Annotated in this window: 11 protein-coding genes; 10 read left to right on the forward strand and 1 reads right to left on the reverse strand. The window is 72.6% G+C overall.

Annotated elements, in window-relative coordinates; all coding sequences use genetic code 11:
* The first annotated feature begins 15 nt into the window (after window positions 1-15).
* The 5 genes from IFT88_RS08405 (at window position 16) to IFT88_RS08425 (ending at window position 7,733) form a co-directional block, all read left to right on the forward strand.
* Complete coding sequence (locus tag IFT88_RS08405; RefSeq protein ID WP_043594523.1) at window positions 16-987, forward strand: AAA family ATPase; 972 nt, start codon at window positions 16-18, stop codon at window positions 985-987.
* The gene (locus IFT88_RS08410; protein ID WP_235472185.1) at window positions 984-2,447 is read left to right on the forward strand and encodes a DUF58 domain-containing protein; all 1,464 of its coding nucleotides are present in this window, start codon (window positions 984-986) and stop codon (window positions 2,445-2,447) included. The genes IFT88_RS08405 and IFT88_RS08410 overlap by 4 nt, the downstream gene beginning before the upstream one ends.
* Complete coding sequence (locus tag IFT88_RS08415) at window positions 2,444-4,816, forward strand: transglutaminase-like domain-containing protein (RefSeq protein ID WP_192119964.1); 2,373 nt, start codon at window positions 2,444-2,446, stop codon at window positions 4,814-4,816. Before IFT88_RS08410 ends, IFT88_RS08415 begins: the two co-directional genes overlap by 4 nt.
* Window positions 4,816-6,741 carry a zinc-ribbon domain-containing protein gene (locus IFT88_RS17380; protein WP_192119966.1) on the forward strand — a complete coding sequence of 642 codons (1,926 nt, stop codon included), beginning with the start codon at window positions 4,816-4,818 and terminating at the stop codon, window positions 6,739-6,741. Before IFT88_RS08415 ends, IFT88_RS17380 begins: the two co-directional genes overlap by 1 nt.
* A gap of 95 nt (window positions 6,742-6,836) precedes the next feature.
* A complete protein-coding gene (locus IFT88_RS08425; protein WP_192119968.1) occupies window positions 6,837-7,733 on the forward strand; it encodes a hypothetical protein in 897 nt (298 codons plus the stop codon).
* On the opposite strand, the gene IFT88_RS08430 is transcribed toward IFT88_RS08425, so the two are convergent.
* Window positions 7,730-8,746 carry an asparaginase gene (locus IFT88_RS08430; protein ID WP_043594528.1) on the reverse strand — a complete coding sequence of 339 codons (1,017 nt, stop codon included), beginning with the start codon at window positions 8,744-8,746 and terminating at the stop codon, window positions 7,730-7,732. The genes IFT88_RS08425 and IFT88_RS08430 overlap by 4 nt on opposite strands.
* A 69-nt stretch (window positions 8,747-8,815) precedes the next feature.
* Between IFT88_RS08430 and IFT88_RS08435 the strand changes: the two genes are divergently transcribed.
* The 5 genes from IFT88_RS08435 (at window position 8,816) to IFT88_RS08455 (ending at window position 13,573) form a co-directional block, all read left to right on the forward strand.
* Window positions 8,816-9,307 carry an OsmC family protein gene (locus IFT88_RS08435; protein WP_056226848.1) on the forward strand — a complete coding sequence of 164 codons (492 nt, stop codon included), beginning with the start codon at window positions 8,816-8,818 and terminating at the stop codon, window positions 9,305-9,307.
* Between the two features lie 74 nt (window positions 9,308-9,381).
* Entirely contained in the window at window positions 9,382-9,942 is a 561-nt protein-coding gene (locus IFT88_RS08440) for an FKBP-type peptidyl-prolyl cis-trans isomerase (RefSeq protein ID WP_192119970.1), read from the forward strand.
* A 36-nt stretch (window positions 9,943-9,978) separates the two neighbouring features.
* A complete protein-coding gene (locus IFT88_RS08445; RefSeq protein WP_192119972.1) occupies window positions 9,979-10,992 on the forward strand; it encodes an FKBP-type peptidyl-prolyl cis-trans isomerase in 1,014 nt (337 codons plus the stop codon).
* Between the two features lie 88 nt (window positions 10,993-11,080).
* Complete coding sequence (gene dxr, locus IFT88_RS08450; protein WP_137846965.1) at window positions 11,081-12,157, forward strand: 1-deoxy-D-xylulose-5-phosphate reductoisomerase; 1,077 nt, start codon at window positions 11,081-11,083, stop codon at window positions 12,155-12,157.
* Between the two features lie 84 nt (window positions 12,158-12,241).
* Complete coding sequence (locus tag IFT88_RS08455) at window positions 12,242-13,573, forward strand: M50 family metallopeptidase (RefSeq protein WP_235472187.1); 1,332 nt, start codon at window positions 12,242-12,244, stop codon at window positions 13,571-13,573.
* Window positions 13,574-13,603: the final 30 nt, after the last annotated feature.

Consider the following 13,603-nt stretch of genomic DNA (forward strand, 5'->3'; position numbering starts at 1 on the left):
GAGGAACGAAGACACATGAGCATGACCCCCGAGCAGGCGACCTGGTTCTCCGACATCTTCGGACGCCTGGTGGCCAACGTCGACCAGGTGCTCCTGGGCAAGACCTTCGTCGTGCGACTGTCGTTCACGGCTCTGCTGAGTGAGGGGCACCTGCTGCTCGAGGACTTCCCGGGGACCGGCAAGACCTCGCTCGCCCGCGCGATCGCCCAGAGCGTCCAGGGCACGAGCAACCGGGTCCAGTTCACGCCCGACCTCCTCCCCGGCGACATCACCGGCGTCAGCATCTACGACCAGAAGGCCGGTGAGTTCGAGTTCCACCGTGGGCCGATCTTCTCCAACATCGTGCTCGCCGACGAGATCAACCGGGCCAGCCCCAAGACGCAGTCCGCACTGCTCGAGGTCATGGAAGAGAGCCGTGTGACGGTCGACGGCGTCAGCCACCCCGTGGGGTCGCCGTTCATGGTGATCGCCACGCAGAACCCGGTCGAACAGGCCGGCACCTACCGTCTTCCCGAGGCCCAGCTCGACCGGTTCATCATGAAGACCTCGATCGGCTATCCCGACCACGCGGCCACCGTACGCATCCTCGAGGGCTCGGCCACGCGGGTCCACGAGGGCAGCCTCAACCCGATCGTCCAGGCGGGGGTCATCACCGAGATGGCCCAGCTCGCCCGAACCGTGCACGTCGAGCCCACCATCAGCGACTACGTCGCCCGACTCGTCGACGGCACGCGCACCGCCCAAGAGGTCCGCCTCGGCGTGAGCGTGCGCGGCGCACTGGCCCTCGTCCGCTCGGCCAAGACCTACGCGGCGTCCCTCGGCCGCCACTACGTGATCCCGGACGACGTCAAGTCGCTCGCCGAGCCCGTGCTCGCCCACCGGCTCGTGCTCGACCCCGAAGCGGAGTTCGACGGCGTCACGCCGTCCAGCGTCGTCAGCCAGCTGCTCATCGAGACGGCGCCACCCGCCGAACGGGTAGCCGTGTGAGCGAGCGTCCCCGAGGCACCGACCGGGCTGCCCGGCCCGTGCCCGGGTCGACCGCGGACGGCTCCCGCGCCGGTCGCACGCGACCGCGGGGCGGCACCCGTGGTGTCGACCAACGCTTCGACTCCGCGTTCTCGACGGGGACGCAGGGGCTGACGAACGCCCGGACACGGATCGTCGGCGACCGCACCGGCATCGGAGCGGACCTCCTCGTCCTGCTCGTCAGGACGACCCGTGGAGCTCGCCGGGGCGTCCGCGGGGCCTTCACCAGCGCCTCCTCGGTCGTCACGCCCTTCGGGTGGTCGATGCTCGTCGCCGCACCGGTGGCGCTGCTCGTCGGCTACCTGCTCGGCTGGACCGAGTTCGTGGTGGTCGGTTTCGCCGCGATCGTCCTGCTGCTCGTCGCGGGGCTGGCGCTGATCGGCCGGAACTCCGTCCGCATCACCCTCGAGATCCCGCACGAACGGGTGGCCGTCGGCGCAGAGGCCGCCGGCACCGTGCGGGTGCGGAACGCGAGCGCCCGCCGAATCCTCGGCGTGTCCGTCGAGGTCCCCGTCGGCCGGGGGCTCGCCGAGATCGACCTGCCGAGCCTGCGGTCGGGCGACGAGGTCACCGAGTCGTTCGACCTGCCCACCACGCGGCGGGGCGTCGTCGCCGTCGGACCGGTCAGCACCGTCCGCGGCGATCCGGTCGGCCTGGCCCGACGCGAGATCGAGTGGACCGGCGTCACCGAGGTGTTCGTCCATCCCCGCACCATCGGCATCCCGAGCACGAGCACAGGTCTCATCCGCGACCTCGAGGGAAACCCGACGCGCGACCTCTCGCCCAGCGACATCTCGTTCCACGCCCTGCGCGAGTACCAACCCGGTGACGAACGACGGAACATCCACTGGAAGTCGACCGCCAAGACCGGCACCTACATGGTGCGGCAGTTCGAGGAGAGCCGTCGCAGCCACCTCGTCATCGCCCTGAGCCTGGCGGCCGGCGACTTCGCGAACGAGGACGAGTTCGAGCTCGCCGTCAGCGTCGCGGGCTCCCTCGGGGCCCGCGCGATCCGAGACGCCCGGGAGGTCAGCGTCGTCGTCGGCGAGACCACCCCCGAGTTCGCCAAGCGCAAGAACCTCGAGATCCGCTCGCTGAGCACGCTGACGCGCAACCGGTTGCTCGACGAGCTCGCGGTCGTCACCACGGCCGAATCCGCCCTCGCCATCGCCGACGTCTCGCGGGTCGCCGGCGACCAGGTCGTGGGGATCTCGGTGGCGTTCCTCGTCGTCGGGTCCACGACGACCGTCACCGAGATGCGCGCTGCCGCCATGCAGTTCCCGCTCGGGGTCGAAGCGGTCGCGATCGTGTGCGACCCCGAGACGGTCCCCGGCATGAGGCGCATCGCCGATCTCACCGTGCTGACCATCGGCTTCCTCGAGGACCTGCAGAAGTCGCTCGCCCGGACGGCGAGCGCATGACCGCCGTCGACGAGGTCCGGACGCCGGTGGGGCCGGTGACACCTCCTCCCCGCGTCCGGTCACGCACCCGGCCGTCGCGACTGCGGGCGCCGTTCGTCTCCTCCGTCGTGGCGTTGTTCGCGGCTTCGCTCGGCACCGCGACCGCGACGTTCTGGCCGGTGTACGAAAGTGCCGCCTTCGTGGTGCTCGTCCTCGTCGCCTTCGCCGTCGGTGTGGTCATCGCGCTCGGCTCGGCCGTCCTCCGGCTGTCGAGCGTGTGGGTGTTCGTCGCCACGGTCGTGGCGTACCTGCTGCTCGGAGTGCCGCTGGCCGTGCCGTCTCAGGCCCTCGTCGGCGTGCTGCCCACGGGCAGGGGCCTCCTGACGCTGGTCTCGGCGACGGCTCTCGGCTGGAAACAGCTCGTGACCATCGCCCTGCCGGTGGGCAGCTACGAGGCCTTGCTGGTCCCGGTCTTCGCGCTGGTCCTCGTCGGCACGGTCGTCGGGATCTCCGTCGCCCTCCGCAGCCGACGCGGAGAAGTCGCCGTCGTCGTCCCGGTCGTCGTGTGGATCACGGCGATCGTGCTCGGTCCGGGCGACCCCTGGTGGCCCCGCGCCACCGGACTCGCCGTGCTCGTGACGGTGGTCGCCTGGGTGGTCTGGTGGCGCCTCCGTCGGCGTCGCGTCGCGCTCGACGCCCTCTCCGCCCGCGCCGCCCCGAGATCGGCCGGGCACCGCCCGGTGGCGGTCCGGGCCGTGGTCGGCACGCTCGTCACGCTGGTCGTCGCCGCCACGGCCGGCACGGTCGCCGTTTCGGCGATCCCGCCGGCCACGTCGCGAACGGTGGCCCGCACGGTCGTCGAGCAACCGTTCGACCCGCGCGACCACGTCAGCCCGCTCAGTGGCTTCCGGGCCTACGAACAGGAGCCGATGGTCGACCAGACGCTCCTCACGGTCTCAGGCCTCCGTGACGGACAACGACTGCGTGTCGCCACGCTCGACACCTACGACGGTGTCGTCTACAGCGTCGGCAGCGGGGAGGTCGACAGCGCCTCCGGGTTCTTCACGCGGGTGCCGTCCGAGGTCGACCAATCCGAGGTCGACGGAGACGCGACCTCGGTGGACGTCACGGTCGGTGCCTACGACGACCTCTGGCTCCCCACCGTCGGCCGGCTCGAGTCCGTCTCGTTCGACGGAGCCACGGCGGACGCCCGGCGGGACGCCTTCTTCTACAACGACGTCACGGGAACCGCGGCCGTCCTCGGCGGACTCCGGCAGGGCGACTCGTACCGGCTGGACGCGGTCGAGCCCCGGCAGCCCGGCGACGACGAACTCGACGCGCTCACGCCGGGTACGGCGACCGTGCCGACACCGCGGGACGTGCCCGACGAACTGTCGTCCTCGCTCGAGGAGGACGTCGCCGGGGTCGAGGGGCCGGGGGCGCGCCTCCGGGCGGCGCTGGGTGCGCTGCGCGAGGACGGTTACGTGAGCCACGGGGTCACCGCCGACGAGCCCGTCAGCCGATCGGGGCACGGCGCGGACCGCATCGCCCAGCTCTTCACCGACCCCGTCATGATCGGCGACGCCGAGCAGTACGCGACGGCGGCCGCGTTGATGGCCGATCAGTTGGGGTTCCCCGCGAGGGTGGTCATGGGATTCGCGCCGGAGGCCGATGGTGGCAGTGTCGAGGTCACCGGCTCGAACGTGTCGGCCTGGATCGAGGTCGACACCGCCCAGTACGGCTGGGTGGCGCTCGATCCGAATCCGGCCGAGCGGCCGATCCCCGAGGACCAGGTGCAGGACCCCACGCAGATCTCCCGTCCCGAGTCCGTCGTCCAGCCCCCGCCCCTGGACCCTCAGATGCGCGACGACCAGACCCCACCGCAGTCCGAGCAGGACGACCCCGAGGACCCTCCGGCCTGGTTGGCCGTCGTCCTGGCGATCGTCCGCGTCGTCGGCTGGAGCGCCCTCGTCGCCGGCCTGCTCGCGGCCCCGTTCGTGACGATCGTCGCCCTCAAGTCGCGGAGGCGACGCCGCCGCCGGACGGCGACGAGTCCTTCCGCCCGCATCAGCGGCGGCTGGCACGAATTCCAGGACGCCGTGGTCGACCACGGCATCCGCACCCCGCCGGCCGCGACGCGGAGCGAGGTCGCCGCCGTGGTCGGTGGTTCGCGCCCCGCGGTGCTGGCCCGAGTGGCGGACCGTGCGGTGTTCTCACCGAACCCGCCCGCCGAGTCCGACGCCGACCGCGTCTGGACGGCCGTCGCCGAGATGCGGCGGGCCCTCGGGGTGGGGCTCACGAGGCGGCAGCGTTTCGCCGCGGCGGTCTCGCTCCGATCCATGCGTGGTTACCATGGGCGCACCCCTCCCGAGCGACAGAGGAACGACTGATGTACTGCCCCACCTGTGCCAGCCCCCTGCCCGTCGGCGCGATGTTCTGTGGCGAGTGCGGTCGGGCGGTCTCCAGCGCAGACCTCGCGGCCGCCCGCCGTCGGGCCGATGCCGCCGCCGAGCACGTCGACGCCGCCAGCGCCCCCGACCTTCCCGAGGCTCCCTCGCGGGCGACGTCGCACCCCCGCCGCGGCGATGCGGAACCACCGTGGTGGGTGCGCGATCGCCAGACGGACGCCGGCGCGGCCGAGGTCGGGTCGACCAGCACCGACCACCCCCGGTCCGGGGTGCCCGCTTCGGTCCCCGAGCCCCCGGCGTGGCCCGTCGACGACCGACCGGTCGAGCGCAGGGTCGAGGACGACCGTCGAACACCCGCCGAGGAGGCGCAGGCGGGGTCCCCGAGGCCCCCTCGTCCCGACGCTCCCGCGATTCGCGACGGTCAGGTCGACGCCCCCAGAACAGTGGCTCCTGATGCGGTCGAACCGCCCACGCCGCTGCGATCGCCCGCCAAGCACCCCGACAACGGACCTCGCCCCACGTCGGCCCCGCTCTGGACGGCGTCCCTGACGCCCGTCGGGTCGGACGAACCGTCTCCCGGCGCAGCGTCCGCCACCGAGCACCCGACCTCCGAGGCGGCCGAGGTCCGCCCGGACGACGAGCTCGGGTTCGCCGAGGTCGAGCCGTCCGCCATCGACGAGGGCGCCCCTCCGGTTGAAGCCGACGATCGTGAAAGGGCCGACGGCCTCGAGGTCTCCGCGTCGTCCGGCGAGCCCGCTCCCGCATCCGTCCCCACGCCTGAGGTGGCCCCGGTCGAACGGCCCACGCCTCCCGTGGGGCCCCCGCCTCTGGTGCGTCCGACGGCCGACGCGCCCCGGGACGGAGACACCGCTCCGTTGGCCGCTCTCGGCCGGGACTTCCGTCCGTCGAACCCCGGTGCGTCGCGGCCCGCTCCCATCGAGTCCGGTCGACCCGAACCCGTGCCGCTCGTCGAGCCCGTGCCGCTCGTCCGGCCCGGATCAGGCGTCGTGCCCGAACGGTGCACGCACTGCGGCGCGGCGATCGGCGAGGACGACATCTTCTGCGGTGAATGCGGTGCCGTCGTGCAGTCGGTCGCCCTGTCGTTCACGGGGCCCGTCGTGCCGCTCCCGCCCGAATGGCGACCGGACGACGGGTCCGCCCTCCGCCGCGGTCCCGTCCTTGAGGACGGTGAGTCCGCCGGATCAGGCGCCGACGACGCCGGCACCGACGACGCCGACAGCGACGACGTCGCCACCGGCGGCGTCGGCACCGTCGACGACGGCACAGACGACGTCGGCACCGACCAGGGTGATGCGGGCTCCCGAGGCGACGTCCCCGCACAGGGTGACGTCGAGGATCAGCATCAGGCGGCAGCACGCCCGGCCCCTGCGCCGATCGACCACGTCCCGGGCTTCCGGGCCGAGCGCCCGGCCGTGACGCCGACGCCGATCGTCGCCGACGTGCCCCCGGCCCCGACCTCGTCCTCGGCCCCGCCCTGGCGGCCTCGTCGTCCCCCCGTCGACCTGCCGGTGGACGACGACGACGTCGACGAGACCCGCATCGTCCGTCGTGGTTGCCTGGGCACCCAGTACGTCCTGCAGTTCAGCACGGGTGAGAGCATCACGGTCGACGGCACGGGCCTCGTCGGTCGGGCACCGACGCCCCAACCGGGGGAGCGGTTCGATCAGCTCGTCCGGATCGTCGATCCCGGAAAATCCGTGTCGAAGACGCATCTCGAGTTCGGCCAAGAGGCGGGGACCCTGTGGGTCAGCGACCGGTGGTCGGGCAACGGCACGGTCGTCCGACCTCGTGACCTCCCGCCCCGCCGTGCCGATCCGGGTGTCCGGGTGCGGGTGACGCGTGGCACCCGGGTCGAGATCGGCGAGCAGTTCTTCGTCGTCGTCTGACCGACGGCTCCTCCCCACCCGGCAGGGTGGGCGGGTGTTCCCCGGCCCCGTCCAGCGGGCACCGATCGGGGCGACCAGTTCGCTCCACTGGATGCATGGACCCCTCGAACCCCGGGACGCTGTCGACCTCCGCCACGTCCTCGACCCCCCTGACGTCCCCGCGCGTCGCCCCGCGCGTGCGACTTCCACCGGCACCGGCCCGGCCCCGTCCGACGGCCGCGCCGGTCGCGGCGATGTCGACGGGTGCCGTCCTCTCGGGGTGCGGTGCTCTCGTCCCCTGGACAGGCCTGCCCGCCGTCCTCGTGTCCTCGGTCCTCACGGCTCTCGCGGTCCTGGTCGGCTGGGCCGTCGACCGTGTCGTCGGGGCGACCCTCTCGGCCCGTCGCGAACGATCGCGATTCCTGGAGTCCCTCGACGCGGTCGACGAGGTCGTCGCGCGCTTGCGAGCGGCACGGTCGCGTGAACTGGCCGACTGGTACCCGACGGCCGATCGGTTCGGTGCGTCCGACGCCGGACGTCGTCCGACCCGGGTGCTGGTGCTCGGGGTGGGTCGCGCCTCCAGCGGGCTGGTGCTCGAGGGGCGTCCCGAGGACGACCTCGAGGCGGCCGACCCGGCCGTCGCCCGACTGGCGCGCCTCCGCGCCGAGGCGGCCACCCTCGACGAGGCACCGCTCTGCGTGCCCCTCTCGTCGACCGTCCGTGTCGTCGGACCGCCTGTCGTGGCCGAGGCCGTGGCATCGGGCCTCCGCCGTCAGCTGCGGTCCGCGGGGGCTTCGGTGGCCCAGGCGGCCGAGGCCGTCGACTGCGTGCTCGTCGGCACGGTTCCCGCGGTGGGGGACCTGCCCGCGGCCGAACCGCCGCCGGTCGACACCGTCGTCGTGATCGGTCCGGACGGCGACGCCACGGTCACCCTCAAGGACGGCCGGCCGTGTCGGCAGAGCCTGCGGGTCGCCTTCGTGTCGGTGTTCGACGACCCCGCTCGACGGGTCTAGCGGTCGAGACCGCTGCCGAGACGGATGCGACCCACGAGACCGTCACCTCCGGTGACCTTCTCGAGCGTCCGCTCGATCACACGATCGGCGGCGGCCGAGTCGACGGCCCCCTCGTCGACCAGGAGGCGCAGCGCCACCAGGGTGCCGGCCCTCACGTTCCCGTCGAGCACCTTGACGGCCACGGCGACGCCGTCGGTCGTGCCCATCACCATGACGCCCTCGGCGCCCAGCTTGGCCAGCACGCCGAGCTCGTCGATCGTCACCGTGTTGGCGCGACCGGGGCCGTCGATCGCCCAGGCGTCGCCGAGGACGGCCTCCACGAGGTGCGCCGCGTGCTCGTCACGTCCCGCGCCGGTCGGGCGGACCGACCCGGTGATGCGGGCGATCGCCCGGGCCAGGCCGACCACGGTGGTCGCGATCACCGGGGCGCCGCAGCCGTCGACACCGGCGTGGTCGACGGTCTCGCCGGTGAACTCGGCGACCGTCTCGCGGACGGCGGCCTGCAGGGGATGGTCGGTGGCGACGTAGCTCGACGGGTCCCAGCCGTTCTCGGCGCAGGCCAGCAGGAACGAGGCGTGCTTGCCCGAGCAGTTCATGGCGAGGCGGCGCTTCGCGGAGGCCTCACGGGCGCTGGCCCGGTCGCCGGGCCAGTCCGGCGGGCAGAGGAGGTCGTCCTCGGTGCTGCCCGAGCGGCCGAGCAGGGCCTCGACCACGTCGAGGTGGGCCCGCGTACCGGCGTGGCTCGCCGTCGCCAGCACGGCCTGAGGGCCGTCGAGCGAGACTCCCGACCGCAGCACCGTGAGCGCTTGCAGCGGTTTGAGGCAGGAGCGCGGGTAGATCGTCGCCTCGGCGTCCCCGACCCGACGCAGTTCGTGCCCGTCGGCGTCCACGACGACGCCCGCACCGAGGTGACGGCTCTCGTCCCAGCCCGAGCGTTCGAGCACGGCCAGCTCGACGCTGCCCGAGGCGGTCAGAGGGTGACGGGAGGGCACGGCGGGGCGGGGGTCGGTCATGATGGGGAGTGTACCGAGGCCCGCCACGCGACCACGTCGCACCGACGAGGGGCCCGAGAGGGAGGCAGCATGCTCGACCACGACTACGCCGTCGACGTCCAGTGGACGGGCGACCGGGGCGAGGGCACCACCTCGTACCGTTCGTACGGCCGGGACAACACGATCGTCGCCCCCGGCAAGCAGCACGACATCCTGGCCTCGGCCGACCGCACCTTCCACGGCGACGCCGACCGGTGGAACCCCGAGGAGCTGCTGCTGGCCGCACTGGCGCAGTGCCACCTCCTCAGCTACCTGCACGTGGCCGCCACCGCGGGCGTGGTCGTGGTCGCCTACGAGGACGCCGCCGTGGGGCGCATGACGCAGACGCAGGACGGCGGCGGACGGTTCACGTCGGTCACCCTGCGGCCCCGGGTGACCGTCGCCGACGACGGCATGGTCGAGCGCGCCCTCGAGCTGCACGCCGAGGCGAGCCGCAAGTGCTTCATCGCGGCGTCCGTCGCCTTCCCCGTCGGGCACGAGCCGACCGTGGTGGCGGCGTCCAGAGAAGCCGACCGGGCGTGAGGCAGAATGGCACGGCACCTTCGCCGCGCCGAGTCCCACGGCGCGAGCCCCGTCACTCCGACCGAGAGATCCCCATGCGCCGCTCCCTCGCCCTCCTGGCCGTCCCCGCCCTCCTCCTGTCGTTGGCGGCCTGTGCCGGCGACGCCGGTGGATCGTCCGACACCGCCACGTCGACCAGCTCGGCGTCGTCGACCTCGGACGTCCCGCTGCGGGCCTCGGGCGAGCCCCAGGCCCCGCAGGCCGGCTTCCCGACCGTCGAGCTCGACGGCGACGGCCGTCCGACGGTGACCGTCCCCGAGGCCGACGCGCCGACCGAGCTCGGCGTCGAGACCCTGATCAAGGGCGACGGTCCCACGGTCCAGGCCGGCGACACCGTCACGGTCCAGTACCAGGGCGTCATCTGGAACACCGGTGAGATCTTCGACGAGAGCTGGTCGCGCGGTGCGCCGGCCACCTTCTCGACCGACCAGGTCATCACCGGCTTCGCGGACGGCATGGTCGGGCAGACCGTCGGGTCGCAGACCGTCGTCGTCATCCCGCCGGCCGACGGCTACGGTGAGGCCGGCGCCCCGCAGGCGGGCATCTCGGGCACCGACACGCTCGTCTTCGTCATCGACATCCTCGCCGTCTCCTAGTCGGCCGTCGCCGTCGACCCCCGAGACGACTCTTCGATGACCCGCACCGCGCCTCCTCGTCCGTCCACCCGTGTCCGTCGGGGACGGCTCGTCGCCCTGGCGGCCGTTCCGCTCGTCGCCCTCGTGCTGAGCGGTTGCACGGGTGGTTCCGACCAGCCGTCTCCCACGGCGAGCGGCGCGACCGGCGACTGCAAGGCGCCGACGTCGGGGGCGCTGTCCGACGGCGTCGACGTCACGGGCGAGGTCGAGAGCAAGCCCGAGGTCGTCTTCGACACCCCGCTCGAGGTCCCGTCGACCCAGCGCACCACCTTGATCGAGGGCAGTGGCGAGGTCGCCGGGCCGGGCGCGGTGGCGAACGTCCGCATCGCCGTCTACGACGCGACGACCGGGGCCGAGGTCACGTCGGCCGGTTTCGACGAGGGCCAGCAGCCCACGCAGCTCACGGTGAGCACCGACTACTACGTGCCGGGCATCGTCGACGCGATCGCCTGCGTGCCCTCGGGTAGCCGCACGGTGACCGTCGCCTCGGCGGCCGACATGACGACCGCGACCGCGGGGGAGCAGGCCGCCACGCCCACGCCCGTGGTGATCGTCGCCGACGTCGTGTCGATCGTGCCGACCAAGGCGACGGGCGAGGCCCGGCCTCCGGTGGACGGCTTCCCGAAGGTCGAGCTCGCCGACGACGGTCAGCCGACCGTGACGATCCCGCCCGGCACCGAACCGCCGTCCGACCTGCAGATCGAGGTCCTCAAGAAGGGCGACGGCCCTGTCGTCCCCGACCCCGCGAACGTCACCGTCCAGTACCAGGGCGTCAACTGGACCACCGGCGAGGTCTTCGACCAGAGCTGGGGCAAGGGCACGCCGACGCCGTTCTCGACCGACCAGGTCGTGCCCGGATTCGCCAAGGCCATGATCGGTCAGACGGTCGGCTCGCAGGTGGTCGTGATCATCCCGCCCGCCGAGGGCTACGGCGAGGCCGGTCAACCGTCGGCCGGCATCGGGGGCACCGACACACTCGTCTTCGTGATCGACATCCTCGCCGTCGCCTAGGCGCTGGTCGCCCAGGCGAGGGTCGCCGAACCACGGGTCGTCTCGCGGCGGCGGACGGCCCCGGAGGCGGTCGCCCTAGGCTGGCCCCATGCGACGCATCACGATCCTCGGCTCCACCGGTTCGATCGGGGTCCAGGCCCTCGACGTCGTCCGGGCCCATCCCGACCTCTTCGAGGTCGTCGGCCTCTCCGCCGGCTCCGACCGTCAGGGCGTGGCGGCCCAGGCGGCCGAGTTCGGTGTCGAGCACACGGCCCTCGGCACCGACGAATCGGTGCAACTCGTCCGCGACGTCCGCGCCGACGTCGTCCTGAACGGCATCACGGGGTCGGTCGGCCTCGCGCCGACCCTCGCCGCCCTCGACTCGGGTGCGTCGCTCGCCCTGGCGAACAAAGAGAGCCTGATCGTCGGCGGCGACCTCGTGAAGGAGCGAGCCGCTCCCGGCCAGATCGTGCCGGTCGACTCCGAGCACTCGGCCATCGCGCAGGCCCTGAGGTCGGGCTCCGATCGCGAGGTGCGCCGGCTCGTCCTGACGGCGTCGGGCGGTCCGTTCCGCGGCCGCACGCGGGACTCGTTGGCCGACGTCACGCCGCGCGAGGCGCTCGCGCATCCCACCTGGGACATGGGCCTGGTCGTCACGACGAACTCGTCGACCCTCGTCAACAAGGGGCTCGAGGTCATCGAGGCGCACCTGCTGTTCGACGTCGACTACGACCACATCGACGTCACGGTGCACCCGCAGTCGATCGTCCACTCCATGGTCGAGTTCGTCGACGGCTCGACCATCGCCCAGGCCTCGCCCCCCGACATGCGCCTGCCGATCTCGCTCGGACTCGCCTGGCCCGACCGCGTCGAGGGCGTGGGCGTCCCGCTCGACTGGACCCGCGCCTCCACCTGGACCTTCGAGCCCCTCGACGAGCGGGCCTTCCCGGCCGTCCGGCTCGCGAAGCAGGTCGGGCGGGCCGGGGGCACCCATCCGGCCGTCTTCAACGCGGCGAACGAGCAGGCCGTCCTGGCGTTCCACGCGGGACGCGTCGGGTATCTCGACATCCTCGACGTGGTCGAGGCGGTCGTCGACCGGCACACCGCGGGCGAGAACAGCCTCGAGGGCGTGCTCGACGCCGAGCGCTGGGCGCGTGCCGAGGCGGACGCGCTGCTGGCCCGCTGAGCCCGCCGCCCCAGTTCGGGGCTCCCAGCGTCGTCATGGCGTCGGCGCGGTGGACGTCCGGCCACGGGCGGCTACCCTTGCCCGGTGCAGACGATCCTCCTCTTCGTGCTCGGCGTCCTGGTCATGGTCGTCGGGTTGGCCGTGTCGATCGCCCTGCACGAGGTGGGCCACCTCGTGCCGGCGAAGAAGTTCGGTGTGAAGGTCGGCCAGTACATGATCGGCTTCGGGCCGACCGTCTTCTCGCGCAAGAAGGGCGAGACCGAGTACGGCGTCAAGGCGTTGCCGCTCGGCGGCTACATCTCGATGTCGGGGATGTTCCCTCCCGGAAAGACCGGGGGAGGCGCGCGCCAGTCGAGCACCGGCTTCTTCAACACCCTCGTGCAGGACGCCCGGACCGCCAGTGCCGAGACGATCGACGAGGGCGACGAGTCGCGGACCTTCTACCGCCTGCCCGTGTACAAGCGCGTGATCATCATGCTCGGTGGCCCGTTCATGAACCTGCTCATCGCGATCGTGCTGTTCGCCGTGCTGCTCTGCGGCTTCGGCGTCCAGCAGGCGAGCACCACGGTCGGCAGCGTCAGCACCTGCGTCCTGCCCGCCGGGTCGACCGAGACGAGCTGCCCGTCCGACGCACCCGAGGCTCCCGCCTACGCCGCGGGCATGCTCAACGGCGACCGCATCGTGTCGATCGACGGCACGACCGTCTCCGACGGCGACCAGATCACGGGCATCCTGCAGCGTTCTCCCGGCGAGACCCTGGCCGTCGTGGTCGACCGCGACGGCACCGAGCGCACGCTCCAGGTGACGCCGGCCCTGTCCGAGCGGTACGTGACCACGTCGAGCGGGGCCGTCGCGACGAACCCCGACGGCAGCTCGCAGACGCAGGAGGTCGGCTTCGTCGGCATCGGCTTCGCCTACGAGAAGGTGCGTGAACCCGTGACGGCCGTGCTGCCGGCCGTGGGCGACAACATCGCACACGTGGTCGGCGTCATCGTCACGCTGCCCCAGCGTCTCGTCGGGGTGGCGCAGGCCGCCTTCGGCGGGGCCGAGCGCGACCCGAACGGCCCCGTCAGCGTCGTCGGCGTCGGGCGCATGGCGGGCGAGATCGCGAGCCTCGACACCATCCCGGTGGTCGACCGCATCAGCACCCTCGTCGGTCTGCTCGCGAGCCTCAACGTCGCGCTGTTCGTGTTCAACCTGGTGCCGCTGATGCCGCTCGACGGCGGACACGTGGCCGGCGCCTTGATCGAGGCGATCCGCCGCGGCTTCGCCAAGCTCTTCCGCCGACCCGACCCGGGCCCCGTCGACACGGCCAAGGCCATCCCCGTCACCTTCGCGATCGTCATCCTCCTCGGCGGCATGACGGTTCTGTTGACCTATGCCGACATCGTGAACCCGATCGACCTCTTCGGCTGACGTCAGGTCACGGACGTCGCGTGACCGGAC

This window comes from Frigoribacterium sp. CFBP 8751 (genome assembly GCF_014841545.1).
Lineage (GTDB): Bacteria > Actinomycetota > Actinomycetes > Actinomycetales > Microbacteriaceae > Frigoribacterium.

What these genes read in the sequence shown, in the direction of transcription:
- IFT88_RS08435 (WP_056226848.1), top strand. Translation starts at nt 8,816, where the DNA reads ATGCTCGACCACGACTACGCCGTCGACGTCCAGTGGACGGGCGACCGG.
- IFT88_RS17380 (WP_192119966.1), top strand. Translation starts at nt 4,816, where the DNA reads ATGTACTGCCCCACCTGTGCCAGCCCCCTGCCCGTCGGCGCGATGTTC.
- IFT88_RS08415 (WP_192119964.1), top strand. Translation starts at nt 2,444, where the DNA reads ATGACCGCCGTCGACGAGGTCCGGACGCCGGTGGGGCCGGTGACACCT.
- IFT88_RS08430 (WP_043594528.1), bottom strand. Translation starts at nt 8,746, where the DNA reads ATGACCGACCCCCGCCCCGCCGTGCCCTCCCGTCACCCTCTGACCGCC.
- IFT88_RS08440 (WP_192119970.1), top strand. Translation starts at nt 9,382, where the DNA reads ATGCGCCGCTCCCTCGCCCTCCTGGCCGTCCCCGCCCTCCTCCTGTCG.
- IFT88_RS08445 (WP_192119972.1), top strand. Translation starts at nt 9,979, where the DNA reads ATGACCCGCACCGCGCCTCCTCGTCCGTCCACCCGTGTCCGTCGGGGA.
- IFT88_RS08425 (WP_192119968.1), top strand. Translation starts at nt 6,837, where the DNA reads ATGGACCCCTCGAACCCCGGGACGCTGTCGACCTCCGCCACGTCCTCG.
- IFT88_RS08405 (WP_043594523.1), top strand. Translation starts at nt 16, where the DNA reads ATGAGCATGACCCCCGAGCAGGCGACCTGGTTCTCCGACATCTTCGGA.
- dxr (WP_137846965.1), top strand. Translation starts at nt 11,081, where the DNA reads ATGCGACGCATCACGATCCTCGGCTCCACCGGTTCGATCGGGGTCCAG.